The 20,808-nt window shown below is 60.5% G+C and carries 17 protein-coding genes; 13 read left to right on the top strand and 4 right to left on the bottom strand.

What is annotated here, in order from left to right:
• Positions 1-12 precede the first annotated feature (12 nt).
• Positions 13-639 (top strand): LysE family translocator, encoded by a 627-nt coding sequence (locus tag BFP96_RS23530; RefSeq protein WP_065887951.1) that lies wholly within the window; start codon positions 13-15, stop codon positions 637-639.
• Here the strand turns inward: BFP96_RS23530 and BFP96_RS23525 are convergent.
• Together BFP96_RS23525 and uraH are read right to left on the bottom strand one after the other, a co-directional pair.
• Entirely contained in the window at positions 629-5,860 is a 5,232-nt protein-coding gene (locus BFP96_RS23525) for a dermonecrotic toxin domain-containing protein (protein WP_065937113.1), read from the bottom strand. The genes BFP96_RS23530 and BFP96_RS23525 overlap by 11 nt on opposite strands.
• 163 nt (positions 5,861-6,023) lie before the next feature.
• Positions 6,024-6,377, bottom strand: coding sequence for a hydroxyisourate hydrolase (gene uraH, locus BFP96_RS23520; protein WP_065894005.1), 354 nt, complete (start codon positions 6,375-6,377; stop codon positions 6,024-6,026).
• Between the two features lie 429 nt (positions 6,378-6,806).
• Between uraH and puuE the strand changes: the two genes are divergently transcribed.
• From puuE to BFP96_RS23485, 7 genes are all read left to right on the top strand, one after another.
• Positions 6,807-7,733: an allantoinase PuuE gene (gene puuE, locus BFP96_RS23515; protein WP_065894004.1), complete on the top strand. Its 927-nt coding sequence runs from the start codon at positions 6,807-6,809 to the stop codon at positions 7,731-7,733.
• A complete protein-coding gene (gene uraD / locus BFP96_RS23510; RefSeq protein ID WP_065937112.1) occupies positions 7,730-8,245 on the top strand; it encodes a 2-oxo-4-hydroxy-4-carboxy-5-ureidoimidazoline decarboxylase in 516 nt (171 codons plus the stop codon). The genes puuE and uraD overlap by 4 nt, the downstream gene beginning before the upstream one ends.
• Positions 8,246-8,286: 41 nt before the next feature.
• Positions 8,287-9,282, top strand: coding sequence for an allantoicase (gene alc, locus BFP96_RS23505; protein ID WP_065887946.1), 996 nt, complete (start codon positions 8,287-8,289; stop codon positions 9,280-9,282).
• Between the two features lie 145 nt (positions 9,283-9,427).
• The gene (locus BFP96_RS23500) at positions 9,428-9,931 is read left to right on the top strand and encodes an ureidoglycolate lyase (RefSeq protein WP_005789953.1); all 504 of its coding nucleotides are present in this window, start codon (positions 9,428-9,430) and stop codon (positions 9,929-9,931) included.
• A 51-nt stretch (positions 9,932-9,982) separates the two neighbouring features.
• On the top strand, positions 9,983-11,266 hold the full coding sequence (locus BFP96_RS23495; RefSeq protein ID WP_065937111.1) for a urate hydroxylase PuuD: 1,284 nt from the start codon (positions 9,983-9,985) through the stop codon (positions 11,264-11,266).
• A gap of 177 nt (positions 11,267-11,443) precedes the next feature.
• Positions 11,444-12,790, top strand: a complete 1,347-nt coding sequence (locus BFP96_RS23490) for a nucleobase:cation symporter-2 family protein (RefSeq protein WP_065894000.1) — start codon at positions 11,444-11,446, stop codon at positions 12,788-12,790.
• 228 nt (positions 12,791-13,018) lie between these two features.
• Positions 13,019-13,804, top strand: a complete 786-nt coding sequence (locus tag BFP96_RS23485) for an outer membrane protein OmpK (RefSeq protein WP_065887943.1) — start codon at positions 13,019-13,021, stop codon at positions 13,802-13,804.
• Between the two features lie 109 nt (positions 13,805-13,913).
• On the opposite strand, the gene BFP96_RS23480 is transcribed toward BFP96_RS23485, so the two are convergent.
• A complete protein-coding gene (locus BFP96_RS23480) occupies positions 13,914-15,044 on the bottom strand; it encodes a patatin-like phospholipase family protein (RefSeq protein WP_065893999.1) in 1,131 nt (376 codons plus the stop codon).
• 160 nt (positions 15,045-15,204) lie between these two features.
• Positions 15,205-16,140, bottom strand: coding sequence for a lipid A biosynthesis lauroyl acyltransferase (locus BFP96_RS23475; protein ID WP_065898420.1), 936 nt, complete (start codon positions 16,138-16,140; stop codon positions 15,205-15,207).
• Positions 16,141-16,259: 119 nt separating this feature from the next.
• Between BFP96_RS23475 and minC the strand changes: the two genes are divergently transcribed.
• The 5 genes from minC to BFP96_RS23450 all read left to right on the top strand — a co-directional run bounded on the left by minC (position 16,260) and on the right by BFP96_RS23450 (position 20,565).
• Positions 16,260-16,997, top strand: coding sequence for a septum site-determining protein MinC (minC, locus tag BFP96_RS23470; RefSeq protein ID WP_065887940.1), 738 nt, complete (start codon positions 16,260-16,262; stop codon positions 16,995-16,997).
• Positions 16,998-17,197: 200 nt separating this feature from the next.
• Complete coding sequence (minD, locus tag BFP96_RS23465) at positions 17,198-18,010, top strand: septum site-determining protein MinD (protein ID WP_065887939.1); 813 nt, start codon at positions 17,198-17,200, stop codon at positions 18,008-18,010.
• Positions 18,011-18,013: 3 nt separating this feature from the next.
• Positions 18,014-18,268, top strand: a complete 255-nt coding sequence (minE, locus tag BFP96_RS23460; RefSeq protein ID WP_003175252.1) for a cell division topological specificity factor MinE — start codon at positions 18,014-18,016, stop codon at positions 18,266-18,268.
• A 200-nt stretch (positions 18,269-18,468) separates the two neighbouring features.
• A complete protein-coding gene (locus BFP96_RS23455; protein WP_065887938.1) occupies positions 18,469-19,104 on the top strand; it encodes an RluA family pseudouridine synthase in 636 nt (211 codons plus the stop codon).
• 171 nt (positions 19,105-19,275) lie between these two features.
• Entirely contained in the window at positions 19,276-20,565 is a 1,290-nt protein-coding gene (locus tag BFP96_RS23450; protein WP_065887937.1) for a M18 family aminopeptidase, read from the top strand.
• The last annotated feature ends 243 nt before the right edge of the window (positions 20,566-20,808 follow it).

The following is a 20,808-nucleotide window of genomic DNA, read 5'->3' as shown; positions in this document are numbered from 1 at the left end:
AAGGAGCAAATGATGACCCTGGATACCTGGCTGCTGTTCAGTGGGGCTGCATTGATCGTGATCCTGATTCCAGGGCCACTGTCGCTGCTGATGATCAGCAACAGCCTCAACTACGGCCTGCGCCGCTCGTACCCGGCGTTTTTGGGCGGAGTGTTTGCGTCGATCTGCCTGTTGAGTGCTTCGGCCTTGGGTCTGGGGGCCTTGTTGCTGGCCTCGGAACAGCTGTTCAGTGCCTTGAAAATCGTCGGCGCGGCCTATCTGTTTTATCTCTCCTGGCAGAGCTGGCAGCAATCGCGCCAACCGAACCGGGGCGCCGTAATGCCTGCGGCCACGGCAACACCCCGGTTCCGCACGCTATTTGGCCGGGCCTTTGTCCTGGGTGCCAGCAACCCTAAGGACATTCTGTTTTTCGCGGCCTTCCTGCCGCAGTTTCTCAATAGCCAGCAGGCTTTCCTGCCACAGTTGTTGACCATGATCGCCACCTGGACGGTGCTCGACCTGCTGTGCAAGCTGGCCTACGGCCTGGGTGCCCATGGCGCAGCGCGTTACTTGCGCAGCGGTTCGGGCCAGAGCTGGTTCAACCGTATCAGCGCCGCGCTGTTCGGCGGCGCCGGGGCGGTATCGCTGATTAATCGATAGGGACCAGTTTGATGAAGTAAACGCTTGGAGGCACTTCCCCAAAGGTAGGCCACTGAATGCCCGCCATTATCCGAACCAGACGATTTTCCTGCAGTGCGGTTTTCACCTCGACGGGTAATGACGGGTCTGCGTGGAACCAGCGATTATCAAGCCTGGCACCGATTTTGATGCTGCCCTTTTCAACCCACTGGAAGGCCACGTAATACAGTTGGGTTGGAGAGTTGGGATGGGTAGCGATCAATTCCTGTACGGTTTTTTTCCCGTAGCGTGTCACCGAGATATCCCGAAAATCGAAGCCCTGCGACGTCAGCACTGCCTTGACTGCCGCGATTTGCGCAGTCTGCCTATCGGCCACAACCGCTTTACCACCGCGCTGGAGCTTAGGGTCTGGCCTGACCGTGAAGTCTACCCGCGTGAAACCAGGCGCCTTGCCATCGTAACCGATGTGTATGAACTCTCGATCCAGATCGTGAGGACGCAATAGGCGCAGCAAATCATCCGTCTGGCCTGGCTTGGCAGGGCGTGTGGGTAGCCAATCGTCGATCGCCGCACGCACGTTGAGCATATGACCGGCCGTTGCCGGGCGCTTTGGACCTGATAACTCAATCACCCTCTCGACGGTGAATGCCCGGCTATGGCGGGTCATGGTGGGGAAGGACGAACTCACGTAGTCCGTCAAAGGCCTGTCGAACAGTGGGGCATGGACCCGCCATTCACGGGCTTGAACATATGACACCGGAAGAGGCTGCTCAAGCAGCGCCGTCGTCGTCCAGCGCTCAATGTCCACCCCCGCCAACGAAACCAGCGGCTCATTTTTGTAAATAAACTGAATGCCATTCGATGGAGCCGAATTGCCCTCGGGAAGCAGCCTGAAATAACTGCTCGCCGGATCCATCAGGCCGGAATTGGGGGGAGCCGCCCGAAGGACATTGTGAGGGTATCCGCGCGCATCCTGCGCAATATGGAACACCCCGGCAGACGGAGAATGCGATATCGGCCCTACCTCATGAGGTGGAATGCGCCACTGCTGCCAATGGGTAGCCGTCGAGACTGATTGCAGAATCGTGTTTGGCACAGCATCGCGCGAGGCCCTGGAGGGGTTCCAGTCGGATTGCGGCCCAGGCACTCTCCACGGGCTGAGGACGCCGGAACTGGGGCCCGGTTGTGGCGCATCCGCCCCCAGCAGCCATTCATGGGGCTGCTCAATGTGTAGAATCAGCTCATCTTCGCCCTGGCTATTTTTCAGGCGCAGCCCCCGGTCGTTCTCGCGTGTGTATACCCGGTAAACATCTTTACCCTCGCGGATAAACTGCTGGCCCTCTTTCACATACCGACCTTTACCGCCCGGCCCCGCCAGTTCAACGGCCCCGTCCAAACTGCCAAAGGACTGGAAGTGGTTCAGCAGATGAGGTGGTTTGATCGGTGACGGTTTCAGGCCGGCATGTGTACCCGGGAGGATTCGTTGATGACGATGCAAACGCCCCAGAGCGCCACGCGAAACGCGCGCGCCTTTTGAGGAGGGCGCAAAGGATGTCAGCACGTCTATGAATGCCATCATCGTCAAGAACACCACATCCACAGCGTCATGGGCTGACCCGCTGAAATGAAAGCGCCGCGCGGCTAGCAGCATTTCATAAAGGCTGACGCCAACGCCCAGCACCGGGACAAAACCCAGCAGACCGCGAATCGTCGCGTCGCGCTGCTCCCCCAGACGTAGCTCGCGGTAGTGCTCAAGTGCTTGGGAAGACTGGGATTGGGCTTGGGTACGACGTTGCAGATCGAACACCTGCGCATGGGCCAACAACGCCATGGCATTACCCGAGTGGGTGGGTGCAGCCGCTAACCAATGTTCAGGCTGCGACTCAATCTGCTCTTTGATCAACGCCTCGACACTGGCCGGGTCTACCCCCGGCGTCTTTGGCGGGGCCGCGAAAAACTTCACGATCTCAGTAAACGCACTATAGAAGGCGGGCAGGACTGGCTGAAGCGAGTGTTGCTCGCGAGGCAGTACCTGCAGGTCTTCACCGGGGTAACTGTCCAGCGCCTGCGCCTCCCAGCCAGGCGCCACCTGACGCGCCAACGCCTTCTGGTTTTCGGGCCGTGCACCCACAAGATTCAAGGCCTTCTGCGCTTCGCCCAAACTGGCATAGGCGACAATCACCTGGCTGGCCGCCGCCATGGGCCAATACACCACACAGAGCCCTGAGGACTGGTCATGAATAAATAACAGGCCGGCGATGTGCCGATCATGTGCCGGGGCAGCATCCATCAGCCGCAGAACCGCCAACTGTAGGTCGAACCCCTCTTTTTTCAGGTCACTTGCCGACCGGGCTGCCATCGCCAGGGTAAACAGACGCTGGGCTTTATCACTCAAGCCTTGCTGGGCTGCAGAGTACAGCTGCATGTGGGCACGCTGTTGCAAAGCCCTATAGATCAGGGCCTGCGAGAGGCCTGGGGACGTGGCCTGAGCAGACGCCGACGGATAAAATGCTTTGATGATCAACTTGTCGTACTCGCCACCCAGATCGAGCGAAGACAGGGTGTCGATCAGATAACGCACGCTCAAGCGCTCTTTCCAGGCCGGCTCCAGCCATTTTGCCCGGTTCAACCGCCAGCGGGTCCAGGGCGCCTTGGGGTCGAGGTTGTGCAACGCCAATTGCAGGAGACTGAAGGTCGTTCGCCGTTGGCTGACGACCATTTTTATATCGCGATCGCCCACTGCGCACTGGCTCGACCAGCTGCACAATTGGGAACTGACATCATCGGGCATATCAAACAGAGGCGTGTCGATATCCAGCTGCGGGCAAACCCCGTCCTGGGTCAATCGCGCAATCAACGCAGTCCGGGCGAATGACTCCAGGCTCGGCAAGTCCAGCCATAGTTTGCGCTCCACCGCAAAGGCATTCGTCAGATAGCGGCGTGACAACCGTCTGTAGTGCTTTCGCTTACGGGTTGAAGCACTACCCAACCACGACGGGAGTTTTTTGGCCTGAGTGGCGGCGACCTGCAGCAGGTTGATATTGGCCAGTGCCAGGGTGCGAGCATCATTGGCCGGTACTTGCAGGCACTCGAACAACTCCTGGGCCAGCAACATACGGCTTAACTGCGGATCGCTCACCTCACTGAACAACCGAACACCCGTGCCCACAAGCTTGTTCAACGCAGCGTAATGTTGCATCAGTTTAATGAACAGGTCCTTGAGCATCGTGCGCTTGATGGCCTCGTAGCTCACTCCCAATGGCGTGTCCTTGGGCACCCCATGGACCCAGCGCCGCGCCGCCGCGCGGTGATCACGCCCGATGCAGCGCCACAACACGGAGCCATCGCGGCTTTTCAGGCTGGCATTCAGGCCCTTGGCAAAAGCGTTCAAGTTATCAAAGGGCACAAGCCCGCCGTACAGGCCCGTCACGTATAACAACACTGAGTGTGGCCGATCAGGGTAAGCCTGGGCCTCATGGGTGGTCACGAGCAACGCGCCCAGCAACGGGTACGAAGGGCCGGACTCGCTGCCGACGGTTACCTGCAATACACAGGTATCCGTTGCGTTGTCGCCGGGGACCCAAGACTCACTCAACACCGTGTTCAATCGCTTCAGGTGCGCGGCAGGCAATAGGCTCAACTGCTGCAGCATCTGGGCTTCCAGAAGCAAAGCCCGGCCCAGGGCCGTCCCCACCAATGAACCGCGATTAGACGTACCCAAAGGCTGCTCAAGCCAGAACGCCTTCTGAAACATGCGCCCGTGCGGGCCATGAGCCCACTGACTCGCTGCACTCACGTGTTCCTGCCAACGCTGTTCAAGGCTCAAGAAGTCTTGATAAGGCTGGCTGCTTTTGCCCATATCCGTCGGATCCAACAACGCCATCAGGCCTTTTTCGTAACGTTTGAGTTGCGCTTCACGGGTCTTGAAGGCGAGGTCCGAGGTCAGGCTTGCACACACAATCTCATGGCTACGGCGCTGACGATCCCATTCCGGCAAGGCGTCCAGGGCCTTTCCCAGCAACAGGCTGCGTGCCAGCCTGCGGCGGCCCTTTTCGATGAACTTGAGCAAGCGTTTCACATCGGGAGCGCTGAACGTCCCCGCACCTTGAACGCCCACTGCCGCAGGGTTGATCGACAAGGCACAGGCCACCTCGTTATCCCACTGCCCCTCCAGCAGCTCGGTCGCACTGGCGAGCAACGCGTCTTCCTGGTGCACACCGATAAGCTGAAGAGTGAACGCCAGGGGCACCGCGCTCGCCATGTCACACAGTTCATGCCAACGACGCAGTGGCAAACACTGCCAAAGCACCTGGCTCAACGGGCCATTGACCAGCATTGGCAAATCACATTGCATTCGGTACCAGGAACTGAACTCGTAAAACTCGCGAGTCAGACCGGGCAGGTAAATCACGTGGGGTGAGTCCCCCGCGATGTCATCACGATAAATATGCAAAGCACCCGGCACAGGCACCAGCGCCTGATTGGTGCCAGGCCACGCCAGTGCGCTCACTTGAATACTTGCCCACTCCCCTCCCGCCCGGCGGCGCGCGTCGGCGCCCGGAATCTCCATGACGTTGCGGACCATGGCGAAGCCGCGATCCGACAGTTGGTAAACACGATGTGCGAGCAGTGCATTCTCGGCGAACAACGACTTTCGCAGCTGCACCCAATGCTGCTTGCGTGTCAGCCAGGATCCATAGGCCAATTGCTGCCAATAATCTCGTTCAGCCGCCTCAATCTGACGGAGCAGTTTCAACGCCTTCACGCGTTCCAGCGCATCCCGGGCGGTAAACGACAACGCCCGTGCAGGTTGGTCCTTGATGCACAATGAAGTGAACTGGTTAATGTTGAGCGGCACAGCAGGCTCAATGAGAAGCGCCAGGGCTTTTTCGGTCAGGCTATTGACCTTCCGGGGAAGGGGCGGCGGTCGGGATTCGGTGAACAGCAGCGTATCGGGGTCCAGAGCGAAGGCCTTGCGTAAGGCCCCGCGGATAATGCCCAGGACCCGCGGCGCACGCCCAACCAAACCTTTCAAGGATTTTGCCGCCTCTCTGGCCCTGGTTTGTGCTTCACACAAGCGATTGATTTCATGACTGGGCTGCGTGACCGCGTTGAGCCGTCGGGTCAACAGTATGCGAATCGCCGCGTCACGCTCCGACTCAGAGGTTTGCGGGTCATCAAAATCAAGCGCTTGGGCCGCGGCGGCCTCAGCGGCCAACCAAGCGGTGTTGTCGGTACTCATGGCAGACTGTTCCGTACAGAAAAGCCGAGCCTAGGCACCTGGGCCGCCAACGGTGCGTTATATAGTTGGGTGGCGCGCAGCCCCGTCAGAATAAAAAAAGCCCGCAGTGTGCGCGGGCGAAAAACCAACGAAGAGCATTGGGGGGGTGAGGCGAGGTGCCGACTCAGCTACCGCGATAAGTGGAGTAGCTGTAAGGGGAAATCAACAGGGGTACATGGTAATGCTCTTGCTCGGCGCTGATGCCGAAGCGTAATACCACCACATCGAGAAAGGCCGGTTCGGGCAACGGCACACCCCGGGCGCGATAGTAATCACCGGCATTGAATTGCAGCTGGTAGACACCGCTGCGGTAGTCGTCGCCTTGCAGCAGGGGCGCGTCGCAGCGGCCGTCGCTATTGGTCACGGCGCTACCCACCAGTTCAAGCTGCGCGCCTTCGACGCGATACAGCTCGACCTTGATCGCGCTGCCGGGGCAGCCGTGTGCGGCGTCCAAAACGTGTGTGGTCAAACGTCCCATGGCGTCATGCGCCTCCCGAAGTCAGTAAAAGAGAATCCGCACTCTTTCAGGGCAGCGAAAAAGCCGGCGATGACCGATTAAGACACTTTCTACAGAAATTGTACACAATAAAATCGACAGCACTCCCCTCCACTGTAGGAGCGAGCTTGCTCGCGAAAAACGCCAACGATAACGCGGACTTTCAGGATAAAAAGTGGCGCCCTCTGGTCTTTCGCGAGCAAGCTCGCTCCTACAGTAGGCTTTTTCATTTTAACCTGACCACTTAGGCAAGTTTCTTGCAGACAGACTGTTCAGAAAAAATGCACAAATGCAGGCTTACAAAGTTTGCGATAAGTTGTATACAATCACTCATCGCTGTGACGCCACCCAGTCTTTCCACTGCCCGGCCGCCACACGCACCTGCTACCACGAACAAGAAGGAAGACTGCAGTGAGCGCTGACTACCCACGCGACCTGATCGGTTACGGCAGTAACCCTCCTCACCCTCATTGGCCGGGCAAGGCACGCATTGCGCTGTCGTTCGTACTCAATTACGAAGAAGGCGGCGAGCGCAATATCCTGCATGGCGACAAAGAGTCCGAAGCGTTTCTCTCGGAAATGGTCTCGGCCCAGCCGCTGCAAGGCGCGCGCAACATGAGCATGGAGTCGCTGTACGAATACGGCAGCCGTGCCGGGGTGTGGCGCATCCTCAAGCTGTTCAAGCAATTCGACATTCCGCTGACCATCTTCGCCGTGGCCATGGCTGCCCAGCGCCACCCGGATGTGATCCGCGCCATGGTTGCCGCCGGCCACGAGATCTGCAGCCACGGCTACCGCTGGATCGACTACCAGTACATGGACGAGGCCCAGGAGCGCGAGCACATGCTCGAAGCGATCCGCATCCTCACCGAACTGACCGGCGAGCGCCCATTGGGCTGGTACACCGGGCGCACCGGCCCCAACACCCGGCGCCTGGTGATGGAGGAAGGCGGCTTCCTGTACGACTGTGACACCTACGACGACGACCTGCCCTACTGGGAACCCAACTCCCCTAACGGCAAGCCGCACCTGGTGATCCCTTATACCCTGGACACCAACGATATGCGCTTCACCCAGGTGCAGGGTTTCAACAAGGGCGATGACTTTTTCGAGTACCTCAAGGACGCTTTCGACGTGCTGTATGCCGAGGGCGCCGAGGCGCCGAAGATGTTGTCCATCGGCCTGCACTGTCGCCTGATCGGTCGCCCGGCGCGCCTGGCGTCGCTCAAGCGCTTTATCGAATACGCCAAAAGCCATGAACAGGTGTGGTTCACCCGCCGCGTCGACATCGCCCGGCACTGGCACGCAACCCACCCGTTCACGGGAGCCGCCAAATGACCACGTTTCAGACACTGACACCCTCGACCCTGAGCCGTGACGCCTTCGTCCAGGCCTTCGCCGATATCTACGAACACTCGCCATGGGTCGCCGAAAAGGCCTACGACCTGGGCCAGGACGCCTCGATCGACCAGATCGAAACCCTGCACCAGCGCATGAGCGATATCCTGTTGAGCGCTGATCATCAAAGCCAGTTGGCCCTGATCAACGCTCACCCGGACCTGGCAGGCCGCGCCGCCGTCCAGGGCCAACTGACCCAAGCCAGCACCGATGAACAGGCTGGCGCGGGGATTCACCAATGCACGGCCGAAGAGTTCTCGCGCTTCACCGAGCTGAATGAGGCCTACAAGGCCAAGTTCAAGTTTCCCTTCATCATGGCGGTAAAAGGCAGCAACCGGCACCAGATCCTCGCCGCGTTCGAAACGCGCATCCACAACTCGACTAAGGCCGAGTTCAAGTGCGCGCTGGACGAGATCAACAAGATCGCGCTGTTCCGCTTACTGACCCTCTAAACGACCATCCCCAGCCACTCTATCCAAGGCAGACAAGAAGAATGAAAGCGCAACCCGTACCTTTCGAGAAGTTCGTCAACCTCGCCGACGCCCGCCTGGGCACCAAAATCATCTCCGTGACCGATGACTGGTTCGCCGACGCCAACCGCCTGTTCCAGCCGACCCCGGCTGTGTGGAAGGAGGGCGTTTTCGATGATAACGGCAAGTGGATGGACGGCTGGGAGTCGCGCCGCAAGCGCTTCGAAGGCTACGACAGCGCGGTGATCCGCCTCGGCGTACCGGGTTCGATCAAAGGCGTGGACATCGACACTTCATTCTTCACCGGCAACTATCCACCATCGGCGTCCCTGGAAGCCTGCTTCCTGGTTTCGGGCGAGCCTGACGAGAACACCCAATGGGTGGAAGTGCTGTCGGCCGTCGAACTGCAAGGCAACAGCCATCACTACCACGAGATCAACCACGCGCAGGCGTTCAGCCACCTGCGCTTCAACATCTACCCGGATGGCGGCGTGGCCCGTCTGCGCGTGTACGGCGTGCCGTTCCGCGACTGGTCCGCCGTGGGCGACAACGAACAGGTCGACCTGGCCGCCGCGCTCAATGGCGGTCGTGCCCTGGCCTGCTCCGATGAACACTTCGGGCGCATGAGCAACATCCTCAACCCGGGCCGTGGCATCAACATGGGCGACGGCTGGGAAACCGCGCGTCGACGTACGCCAGGTAACGACTGGGTGATCGTCGCGCTGGGGCACCCCGGCGAAATCGAAAAAATCATCGTCGACACCCTGCACTTCAAGGGCAACTACCCGGACACTTGCTCGATCCAGGGCGCGTTCGTCAAAGGCGGCACCGACAGCCAGATCGAGACCCAATCGCTGTTCTGGCGCGAACTGCTGCCGGCGCAGAAGCTGGAAATGCACGCCGAACACACCTTCGCCGAGCAGCTCAAGGCGCTGGGCCCGATTACCCACATCCGCCTGAATGTGTTCCCGGATGGCGGTGTGAGCCGTCTGCGCGTATTGGGCAAGGTTGCCAAATAGCACCGCATGATCGTTCCCACGCTCCGCGTGGGAATGCATCCCGTGACGCTCCGCGTCACCAAGAGCGGACGCAGAGCGTCCAGGGCAGCGTTACCACGCAGAGCGTGGGAACGATCCAACACAGCATCCGGATAAGAAGACAGCCATGCGCACACTGATGATCGAACCCCTGACCAAAGAAGCCTTCGCCCCTTTCGGAGACGTTATCGAAACCGATGGCAGCGATCACTTCATGATCAACAACGGGTCGACCATGCGCTTTCACAAACTGGCGACAGTCGAAACGGCACAGCCCGAGGACCACGCCATCATCAGCATTTTCCGCGCCGACGCGCAGGACATGCCGCTGACCGTGTGCATGCTGGAACGACACCCGCTGGGCAGCCAGGCCTTCATTCCGCTGCTCGGCAACCCCTTTCTGATCGTGGTCGCGCCCCTTGGCGATGCACCTGTATCAGGCTTGGTCCGCGCCTTCGTCACCAACGGCAGGCAGGGCATCAATTACCATCGCGGCGTCTGGCACCACCCGGTGCTGACGATCGAAAAGCGGGATGACTTCCTGGTGGTTGATCGCAGTGGCACAGGCAATAACTGCGATGAGCATTTTTTCAAAGAGGATGAGCGTTTGATCCTTGCCCCCCACCAATAAGAGAAGGCCGGATCACCCGACAACAAGGGTGACAGGCGAGAGGTAAAGACTGTGGAAGCACATCTGTTGGAATGGCTGAACCTGAGCGTACGCTGGGTTCACATGATCACTGGCGTCGCCTGGATCGGCGCTTCGTTCTATTTCGTCTGGCTGGAAAACAACCTCAACCGCGTCAACCCCAAAAGCGGCCTGGCCGGTGACTTGTGGGCGATCCACGGTGGCGGTATCTACCACCTGGAAAAGTACAAACTGGCCCCGCCGACCATGCCGGACAACCTGCACTGGTTCAAATGGGAAGCCTATTTCACCTGGATGTCGGGCGTCGCGCTGCTGTGCGTGGTGTTCTACTGGAACCCGACCCTGTACCTGCTGGCCCCCGGCAGCAGCCTGAGCGGAACCGAAGGCGTCTTGCTGGGCATCGGCTCACTGTTCGCCGGCTGGTTCATCTACTCCTTTCTCTGCGACTCGGCCCTGGGCAAGCGCCCTGCCCTGCTCGGCCTGATCCTGTTCGTGCTGCTGATCGCAGCGGCCTACGGCTTCAGCAAGGTGTTCAGCGGCCGTGGCGCCTACCTGCATGTGGGGGCGGTGATCGGCACGATCATGGTCGGCAACGTGTTCCGTATCATCATGCCCGCCCAGCGCGCACTGGTGGCGGCCATTGCCGAGAACCGCACGCCGGACCCGGCACTGCCGGCCAAAGGCTTGCTGCGCTCACGGCACAACAACTACTTCACCCTGCCGGTGCTGTTCATCATGATCAGCAACCACTTCCCGAGCACCTACGGCAGCCAATACAACTGGCTGATCCTCGCCGGGATTGCCGTGGCGGCGGTGCTGGTGCGGCACTACTTCAACACCCGGCACAACAGCCAGAAGTATGCCTGGACCTTGCCGGTGGGCGCGCTGGCGATGATCAGCCTGGCCTACGTGACCGGGCCCAAGCCCGCGCCGGAAGTGGCCAAGGCACCGGCAGCCATCGAGTACCAACCCCTGCCGGAAACCGCCTTGGGCGGTGGCTTGAAACCGGCCGCGCCCGCCGCACCGGCCGCTGAACCGGCACCGGCCCAGGCCACCACGGACTTCGGCCAGGTGCACCATGTGATCGAGCAACGCTGCACGGTGTGCCACTCGGCCAAACCCACCAGTCCATTGTTCAGCACGGCACCGGCGGGCGTGATGTTCGACACACCTGAGCAGATCCAGCAGCAGGCTGCACGCATTCAGGCGCAGGCCGTGGCCAGCCAGATCATGCCGTTGGGCAACATCACCCAAATGACCCAGCAGGAGCGGGATCTGATCGGCACCTGGATCAACCAAGGGGCCCGCACCAACTGACTGATTCACAGAGATCCAATGTGGGAGGGGGCTTGCCCCCCGATTGCAGTGTGCCAGCCAGCACACCTGTAACTGATCCACCGCCATCGGGGGCAAGCCCCCTCCCACATTTGGTACTGCTGTGTTTTGAATATTGCGCTCCACACAACACAACAATAAAAAGATCCGAGGTGTTGCATGTCCCAGTTAGAAACGCAGACTCCTGCCGCGCCCGCCATGGTGCGGCTGCCCCTCTTGCAACTGATTCTGGTAGGCCTGCAACACGTCTTGCTGATGTACGGCGGCGCCGTCGCCGTGCCCTTGATCATTGGCCAGGCCGCAGGCTTGAGCCGTGAGGAAATCGCTTTCCTGATCAACGCCGACCTGTTGGTCGCCGGTATTGCCACCCTGGTGCAGTCGTTCGGCATCGGCCCGGTGGGCATTCGCATGCCGGTGATGATGGGCGCCAGTTTCGCCGCCGTCGGCAGCATGGTCGCCATGGCCGGCATGCCCGGCATCGGTTTGCAGGGCATCTTCGGCGCGACCATCGCCGCCGGGTTCTTCGGCATGCTCATCGCGCCGTTCATGTCCAAGGTCGTGCGCTTTTTCCCGCCGCTGGTGACGGGTACGGTGATTACCGCCATTGGTTTGTCGCTGTTCCCCGTGGCCGTAAACTGGGCCGGTGGCGGCAGCGCGGCCGCTACGTTCGGCTCGCCGGTGTACCTGGCGGTGGCCGCGCTGGTGCTGGCCACTATCCTGCTGATCAACCGGTTCATGCGCGGCTTCTGGGTGAACATCTCGGTGCTGATCGGCATGGGCCTGGGTTACGCATTGTGCGGCGTTATCGGCATGGTCGACCTCAGCGGCCTGGCCCGGGCGCCGTGGGTGCAGGTGGTGACACCGCTGCACTTCGGCATGCCCCGGTTTGAGTTGGCACCCATTCTGTCGATGTGCCTGGTGGTGGTGATCATCTTTGTCGAATCCACCGGCATGTTCCTCGCCCTGGGCAAGATTACCGGCCAGGAGGTCACGCCAAAAATGCTGCGTCGCGGCCTGCTGTGTGATGCCGGTGCGTCGTTCTTCGCCGGGTTCTTCAACACCTTCACCCACTCCTCGTTCGCGCAGAATATCGGCCTGGTGCAGATGACCGGCGTGCGCTGCCGCTCGGTCACCATTATGGCCGGGGTGTTTTTGATCGTGCTGAGCCTGTTGCCCAAGGCCGCCTACCTGGTGGCCTCGATTCCGCCGGCAGTGCTGGGCGGCGCGGCCATTGCCATGTTCGGCATGGTGGCGGCGACCGGTATCAAGATCCTGCAGGAAGCCGACATCGCTGACCGGCGCAACCAGTTGCTGGTGGCGGTAAGCATCGGCATGGGCCTGATCCCGGTGGTGCGCCCGGACTTCTTCGCGCAATTGCCGGTGTGGATGAGCCCAATCACCCACAGTGGCATCGCCATGGCCACCCTCAGCGCGTTGTCGCTGAATATCCTGTTCAACATTCTCGGCGGTGCCGAGCGCCCTGCCGTTGAGCACGTCCACACCTGACGCACGCCCCATTGTCGCCCTGAGCGCGCTGTAACGGCGCACTTGAGCCCCGACGTGGGAGCAAGTATTCTCCGCGCCCGCTTGAATCGACGGTTTTTTACCGCCTTGGCGCGGCTTTTGCTGTAGCCATAAAGCTGACCAACCAGACGAGTTTTTCAGCCAATCCAAAGGCGCCGTGTCAGAGCGCCAGATGAGAAAAAACATAAAACTTTAACTCGGGAGCACCGAATGAAACCTATGTTCAAAGGCCTGATGCTGGCGGGATCCCTGCTGGCCGGTGGCCAAGCCGTGGCCGGTGATGTGTTGCAGTGGCAAAACAACAGCCTGACCTATCTGTGGGGCAAGAGCTTTACCGTCAACCCGCAGATCCAGCAAACCGTCACCTTCGAACATGCCGACGCGTGGAAGTACGGCGACAACTTCTTCTTCCTCGACCGCATCTTCTACAACGGCAAGGAAGACGGCAACGTCGGTCCGAATACCTACTACGGCGAGTTCAGCCCGCGTTTGTCATTCGGCAAAATCCTCGACAAGGACCTGTCATTCGGCCCGATCAAAGATGTCTTGCTGGCCTTCACTTACGAGTTCGGCGAAGGCGATAACGAGTCGTACCTGCTGGGCCCGGCGTTTGACTTGAATATTCCGGGTTTCGACTACTTCCAGCTGAACTTCTACCAGCGCCAGACCGAAGGCAACCGCCCGGGTGACGGCGTGTGGCAGATCACTCCGGTGTGGTCGTACACCATTCCCGTGGGCAGCTCCGATGTGTTGATCGACGGTTTCATGGACTGGGTGGTGGACAACGACAAGAACGCCCGTGGCACTTATCACGCCAACCTGCACTTCAACCCGCAGGTCAAATACGACCTCGGTAAAGCGCTGCATTGGGGCGACAAACAGTTGTACGTAGGTTTTGAATACGACTATTGGAAGAACAAGTACGGGATCGAGGACTCGGGCGCGTTCAAAACGACCCAGGACACCGCAAGCTTCCTGGTCAAGTACCACTTCTGATCAAACACCGCAGTTCAAATGTGGGAGGGGGCTTGCCCCCGATGGCGGCGATTCAGTCACAGATACTGTGAATGACACACCGCTATCGGGGGCAAGCCCCCTCCCACATTCAGCTCTGCGTCAGGCCGAGGAATCGGATGATTTCCTCACGTTTGGCCAGCGCATCCTTGCGCCCCAATTCGATCAGTTCGCTGCAATACCCTGCCTCGAACAGCAAGTAACTCAACACCCCCGCCCCACTGGTTTTGGTCGCCCCCGGCCCACGCAGGAACATGCGCAACGCCGCCGGCAATTCCTGGCGATGGCGTGCCGCGATTTCATCGATCGGCTGGCTGGGCGCAATCACCAGCACCTCCACCGACGCCAGCTCGGGCGAGACATCGCTGAATTGATTCAAGCGCTCCAGCAATTCGATATCGCTTTCCAGGCTGTCAATGAACGTGCTGTTGAGCATGTGGCCGCCGATCTGCGCCAGGGTCGGCTCCTGGCCGGTATAGGTGCGCGGCATCGAGGGTTCGTTGCCGCGCGGGTTACCGCTGACGCCGACCACCAGCACGCGGCTGGCGCCCAGGTGCAGGGCCGGGCTGATCGGGGCCGACTGGCGCACGGCGCCGTCACCGAAGTATTCCTGGTCGAGTTTCACCGGGGCGAACAGCAAGGGAATCGCCGAGCTGGCCAGCAAGTGCTCAACCGTGAGTTGCGTCGGCACGCCGATGCGCCGATGGCGCAGCCAGGCCTCGATGGTGCCGCCGCCTTGATAGAAGGTCACCGCCTGCCCGGATTCATAGCCGAACGCGGTGACCGCCACGGCGTGCAGATGCTGGCCCCGAATGGCTTCATCAATTCCCGCCAGATGCAGTTTGTCCTGCAGCAAATCGCGCAGCGGTGAACTGTCGAGCAACGCCACCGGAAACCGCCTGCCCAGGCCCAACAGGCTATGAAACAGAAAACGACTGGCCTGGCGGATCACGCCCGGCCAGTCGCTGCGCAGCACCAGATGGCTGCGAAAGCCCTGCCAGAACGCGGTAAGGCGTTCGATAGCGGCGGTGAAGTCCGTCGCGCCACTGGCCAGGGTGACCGCATTGATCGCCCCGGCCGACGTGCCGACGATCACCGGAAAGGGATTGGGCGCCCCCGGCGGCAGCAACTCGGCAATCGCCGCCAACACCCCTACCTGATACGCCGCACGCGCCCCACCGCCGGAAAGAATCAAGCCTGTGACCGGTTCGGCTGGGCGCATTGCGTCACTCCATGTGGCAAAAAATTGGGCTTAACAACGTCACATCATTGTAGGAGCGAGCTTGCTCGCGAAGATCGCCAATGATTACGCGTACATCCTAGGTGAACGCGGTGCTATTGGGTTTTTCGCGAGCAAGCTCGCTTCTACAGTGACAGCAGGGTTATCGACGGCGTTTTTCGTACAGCTTGGGTTCGCCCGGTGGCCGGCTCTTGAAGCGCCGGTGGGTCCACAGGTATTGCTCGGGGCAGTCGCGCACCGAGGCTTCGACCCATTGGTTGATGCGCAGGCAGTCGATTTCGTCGGTTTCCCCTGGGAAATCGGCCAGCGGTGGATGGATCACCAAGCGGTAACCACTGCCATCGGCCAGGCGTTCCTGGGTGAACGGCACCACCAGGGCCTTGCCCAGGCGCGCGAACTTGCTGGTGGCCGTCACCGTGGCGGCCTGGATACCGAACAGCGGCACGAAGATACTTTGCTTGGCGCCGTAGTCCTGGTCCGGTGCGTACCAGATCGCACGGCCGGCGCGCAGCAGCTTGAGCATGCCGCGCACGTCGTCGCGCTCCACCGCAAGCGAGTCGAGGTTGTGGCGCTCGCGGCCACGGCGCTGGATAAAGTCGAACAGCGGGTTGCCGTGCTCGCGGTACATGCCATCGATGGTGTGCTTCTGCCCGAGCAGGGCAGCGCCGATTTCAAGGGTGGTGAAATGCAGGGCCATCAGAATGACGCCCTTGCCTTCCAGATGCGCTTGCCTCAGATGCTCCAGGCCCTCGACATGGGCCAGGCGCGCCAGACGCGGCTTGGGCCACCACCAGCTCATCGCCATCTCGAAAAACGCGATACCGGTAGAGGCAAAATTTTCCTTGAGCAGGCGTTTGCGCGCTTTGGCGGATTTTTCCGGGAAACACAATTCCAGGTTGCGCGCAGCGATGCGGCGACGTTCACCGGCCACGCGATACATGCCGGCGCCCAGCAGGCGACCAATGGTCAACAGCACGCGGTACGGCAGTTGGGTGACCAGCCACAACAGGCCCAGCCCCAGCCATAATGGCCAAAAACGCGGGTGGAGAAATACAGCTCGAAAACGCGGGCGATCCATTACAGATTCCGGTAAAGACAAGGGCCGCGCATTCTACAACGGTTCGACTCGGCTTGCGGCGGGTGAGTGTTCTCGTTATAAGTCTCGACACTTTTCGTGACAAGCCGCTTTCGCCGACCATGAGCCAAACCGAACCGCTAGACCAAGATCCCGTGTTCCAGCTGAAAGGCAGCATGCTCGCCATTACCGTGCTGGAACTGGCCCGCAACGACCTTGATGCCCTTGACCGCCAACTGGCCGCCAAGGTCGCCCTGGCGCCGAATTTTTTCAACAATGCCCCGCTGGTGCTGGCCCTGGACAAACTGCCAGCAGGCCAGGGCGTCATCGACCTGCCCGGCCTGATGCGCGTGTGCCGCTCCCACGGCCTGCGTACCCTGGCCATTCGCGCCAGCCGTATCGAGGACATTGCCGCGGCCATCGCTATTGAACTGCCAGTATTGCCGCCGTCCGGTGCGCGCGAGCGTCCGCTCGAACCATTGGTCGGTGAAGAGAAGAAAAAACCGGAAAAACCACCTGAACCCTTGATCAGGCCTACAAAGATCATCACCTCGCCCGTACGCGGCGGACAGCAGATTTACGCCCAGGGCGGCGACCTTGTGGTGGTCTCCTCGGTCAGCCCCGGTGCGGAACTTCTTGCCGACGGCAACATCCATGTATACGGCCCGATGCGCGGCCGCGCCCTGGCCGGCATCAAGGGTGATACCAAAGCGCGTATTTTCTGCCAGCAGTTGACCGCTGAGCTGGTTTCCATCGCGGGTCAGTACAAGGTTTCCGAAGATCTGCGCCGTGATCCGCTATGGGGCGCTTCGGTACAGGTCAACCTGTCGGGCGATGTGTTGAACATCATCCGTCTTTAACGGATACTGCCGCATTTTCCAAGCATCTCTAGACTCTGATAGCAAAGCGAAACCGGCAATACTTGCGTAGGACTATTTGGAAGTTGGCGTTTCCCCTGGGCAAACCCTGGCTTTTCCCTACAAAGGCTGTCCGCCTGCAGCGAGTTTCAAGAGATGTTTTTCAGGGACCGAAAGTCCTTTTTCCTTAGGGGTGAAACACCTTGGCCAAGATTCTCGTGGTTACATCCGGCAAGGGTGGTGTGGGTAAGACCACCACCAGCGCCGCTATCGGTACCGGCCTCGCTTTGCGCGGCCACAAGACAGTCATCGTCGACTTCGACGTCGGTTTGCGTAACCTCGACCTGATCATGGGCTGCGAACGCCGCGTGGTGTACGACTTCGTCAACGTGGTGAACGGCGAAGCCAACCTGCAACAGGCCCTGATCAAGGACAAGCGCCTTGAGAACCTGTACGTGCTGGCCGCCAGCCAGACCCGTGACAAGGATGCGCTGACCAAGGAAGGCGTAGGCAAAGTCCTCGCCGAGTTGAAAGAAACCTTCGAATACGTGGTATGCGATTCCCCGGCCGGCATCGAAACCGGTGCTCACCTGGCGATGTACTTCGCCGATGAAGCCATCGTGGTGACCAACCCGGAAGTGTCCTCGGTACGTGACTCCGACCGCATGCTCGGCCTTCTGGCCAGCAAGTCCAAGCGCGCCGAAGAAGGCCAGGACCCGATCAAGGAGCACCTGCTGCTGACCCGCTACAACCCTGAGCGTGTCAGCAATGGCGAAATGCTCGGCGTTGAAGACGTCAAGGACATCCTCGCCGTGACCCTGCTGGGCGTGATCCCGGAATCCCAGGCCGTCCTCAAGGCTTCCAACCAGGGCGTGCCAGTGATTCTTGACGACCAGAGCGACGCCGGCCAGGCGTACAGCGATGCCGTCGATCGTCTGCTGGGCAAGACCGTGGAACACCGCTTCCTCGATGTCAAGAAGAAGGGATTCTTCGAGCGTATCTTTGGAGGCAACTAAACAATGAAATTTCTCGACTTCTTTCGCGCCAACAAAAAACCAAGTACCGCATCGGTCGCGAAAGAGCGTCTACAGATCATCGTGGCGCACGAACGCGGCCAACGCAGTACCCCGGACTACCTGCCAGCCTTGCAGAAGGAACTGGTCGAGGTCATCCGCAAGTACGTCAATATCGGCAACGATGACGTGCATGTCGCCCTGGAAAATGACGGCAGCTGCTCGATTCTGGAACTCAATATCACCCTGCCTGATCGTTGATCGAACAGGCGGCCGCCACGGCGGCTCTGCGACCTGGCTCCTCCCCCCGTAGGAGCGAGCTTGCTCGCGAAGAACCTGAGGCCACCGCGTTTCACCTGAATGAACGCGGTGCCGTCGAGTTTTTCGCGAGCAAGCTCGCTCCTACAAGGTGAGGGGGCAGTCAGTGGAGCCGCCGTTGGCGTTTGTTACGAGGCTGTTTAATGCCGCTGTCCAACATCCATATCCTGCATCAGGACGACGCTGTCCTGGTGGTGAACAAGCCGACCCTGCTGCTCTCGGTGCCGGGCCGCGCCGACGATAACAAGGACTGCCTGATCACCCGCCTGCAGGAAAACGGCTACCCCGAAGCCCGCATCGTTCATCGGCTCGACTGGGAAACGTCCGGCATTATCCTGCTGGCCCGGGATGCCGATAGCCACCGCGAACTGTCCCGCCAGTTTCACGACCGCGAAACAGAAAAGGCCTACACCGCCTTGGCATGGGGCCAGCCGGAACTGGACAGCGGCAGCATCGACTTGCCCTTGCGCTATGACCCACCGACCAAGCCACGCCATGTGGTGGATCACGAATTCGGCAAACATGCGCTGACCTTCTGGAAAGTGCTGGAGCGTTGTGGCGACTGGTGCCGCGTCGAACTGACGCCGATCACCGGGCGCTCGCACCAGTTGCGCGTGCATATGCTGTCCATCGGGCATCCGCTGTTGGGTGACGGCCTGTATGCCCACGAACAGGCCCTGGCTGCCTGGCCGCGCCTGTGTCTGCACGCGAGCATGCTCGGCTTTACTCATCCGCAAAGCGGCGAACGCCTGCGCTTCGAGTGCCCAGCACCCTTTTAAGTTGTGAATGCAGTCAAATGTGGGAGGGGGCTTGCCCCCGATAGCAGTGTGTCAGTCAACAGATTCAGTGACTGACACTCCGCCATCGGGGGCAAGCCCCCTCCCACATTTGTTCTGTGCACTTCTGGCCCTCGAACGGTAAACTCCGCGCATTGCTGTCTGGAGCTATTTATGCGCGAAGCGTTGAATCAAGGCCTGATCGACTTCCTCAAGGCCTCCCCTACTCCTTTTCATGCCACTGCCGCCCTCGCCCAGCGCCTGGAAGCGGCCGGCTACCAGCGTCTCGACGAGCGCGACACCTGGACCACCGAAGCCAACGGTCGCTACTACGTGACCCGTAACGACTCCTCGATCATCGCCTTCAAACTGGGCCGCCACTCGCCGCTGCAAGACGGTATCCGCATGGTCGGCGCCCACACCGACAGCCCGTGCCTGCGGGTCAAGCCACAGCCCGAGCTGCAGCGCCAGGGTTTCTGGCAGTTGGGCGTGGAAGTCTACGGCGGCGCCTTGCTGGCCCCGTGGTTCGACCGCGACCTGTCCCTGGCCGGCCGCGTGACGTTCCGGCGCGACGGCAAGGTCGAAAGCCAACTGATCGACTTCAAGCTGCCGATCGCGATCATTCCCAACCTGGCCATTCACCTGAACCGTGAGGCCAACCAGGGATGGGCGATCAATGCCCAGACCGAACTGCCGCCGATCCTCGCGCAATTTGCCGGTGACGAACGCGTGGACTTTCGTGCCGTGCTTACCGAGCAACTGGCACGCGAGCATGGGCTAAATGCCGACGTGGTGCTCGACTACGAGCTGAGCTTCTACGACACCCAAAGCGCAGCCGTGATTGGCCTGAACGGCGATTTCATCGCCGGTGCGCGCCTGGACAACCTGCTGTCGTGCTATGCCGGGCTGCAGGCCCTGCTCACCAGCGACACCGAAGAAACCTGCGTGCTGGTGTGCAACGACCACGAAGAAGTCGGCTCCTGCTCGGCCTGCGGCGCCGATGGCCCGATGCTGGAACAGACCCTGCGCCGCCTGCTGCCAGAAGGTGAAGAATTCGTACGCACCATTCAGAAATCCCTGTTGGTGTCTGCGGACAATGCCCACGGTGTGCACCCGAACTACGCCGAGAAACACGACGCCAACCACGGCCCCAAGCTCAACGCCGGCCCGGTGATCAAGGTCAACAGCAACCAGCGCTACGCCACCAACAGCGAAACCGCCGGGTTCTTCCGCCACCTGTGCATGGCCCAGGAAGTACCGGTGCAGAGCTTTGTAGTACGCAGCGATATGGGCTGCGGCTCGACGATAGGCCCCATCACCGCCAGCCACCTGGGCGTGCGCACCGTCGACATCGGCCTGCCGACGTTTGCCATGCACTCCATTCGCGAGCTGTGCGGCAGTCATGACCTGGCACATCTGGTGAAGGTGCTGGGTGCGTTCTACGCGAGCCGCGACCTGCCCTGATTCGATGGGCTAAATGCGATCCAAATGTGGGAGGGGGCTTGCCCCCTCCCACATTTGGATCGCAGACCGGCAAATGATACCGGTCGGCTCTAAGGCCGCCGCGCTTTTGATCTTGATCTTTGGCGCCCCGTTAAACCACGCTGGCCGAACGCAGGCTTGAATTCGTGGGTAACCCGGCAGGACGCCGGGTTAGCCGCACTGGGCCAGGGATGGCCCATTGCGGCGGCCCACGGATTCAAGCCT

It is taken from the genome of Pseudomonas sp. 34 E 7, assembly GCF_900005715.1.
Classification (GTDB): Bacteria; Pseudomonadota; Gammaproteobacteria; order Pseudomonadales; family Pseudomonadaceae; genus Aquipseudomonas; species Aquipseudomonas orientalis_A.
The sequence above is the reverse complement of the archived record's forward strand: the minus strand, read 5'-3'. Positions and strand labels throughout refer to the sequence as shown.

Coding starts and splice junctions, on each gene's coding strand:
- BFP96_RS23530 (WP_065887951.1), top strand. CDS start 13: ATGACCCTGGATACCTGGCTGCTGTTCAGTGGGGCTGCATTGATCGTG.
- BFP96_RS23525 (WP_065937113.1), bottom strand. CDS start 5,860: ATGAGTACCGACAACACCGCTTGGTTGGCCGCTGAGGCCGCCGCGGCC.
- uraH (WP_065894005.1), bottom strand. CDS start 6,377: ATGGGACGTTTGACCACACACGTTTTGGACGCCGCACACGGCTGCCCC.
- uraD (WP_065937112.1), top strand. CDS start 7,730: ATGACCACGTTTCAGACACTGACACCCTCGACCCTGAGCCGTGACGCC.
- alc (WP_065887946.1), top strand. CDS start 8,287: ATGAAAGCGCAACCCGTACCTTTCGAGAAGTTCGTCAACCTCGCCGAC.
- BFP96_RS23500 (WP_005789953.1), top strand. CDS start 9,428: ATGCGCACACTGATGATCGAACCCCTGACCAAAGAAGCCTTCGCCCCT.
- BFP96_RS23490 (WP_065894000.1), top strand. CDS start 11,444: ATGTCCCAGTTAGAAACGCAGACTCCTGCCGCGCCCGCCATGGTGCGG.
- BFP96_RS23485 (WP_065887943.1), top strand. CDS start 13,019: ATGAAACCTATGTTCAAAGGCCTGATGCTGGCGGGATCCCTGCTGGCC.
- BFP96_RS23480 (WP_065893999.1), bottom strand. CDS start 15,044: ATGCGCCCAGCCGAACCGGTCACAGGCTTGATTCTTTCCGGCGGTGGG.
- BFP96_RS23475 (WP_065898420.1), bottom strand. CDS start 16,140: ATGGATCGCCCGCGTTTTCGAGCTGTATTTCTCCACCCGCGTTTTTGG.
- minC (WP_065887940.1), top strand. CDS start 16,260: ATGAGCCAAACCGAACCGCTAGACCAAGATCCCGTGTTCCAGCTGAAA.
- minE (WP_003175252.1), top strand. CDS start 18,014: ATGAAATTTCTCGACTTCTTTCGCGCCAACAAAAAACCAAGTACCGCA.
- BFP96_RS23455 (WP_065887938.1), top strand. CDS start 18,469: ATGCCGCTGTCCAACATCCATATCCTGCATCAGGACGACGCTGTCCTG.
- BFP96_RS23450 (WP_065887937.1), top strand. CDS start 19,276: ATGCGCGAAGCGTTGAATCAAGGCCTGATCGACTTCCTCAAGGCCTCC.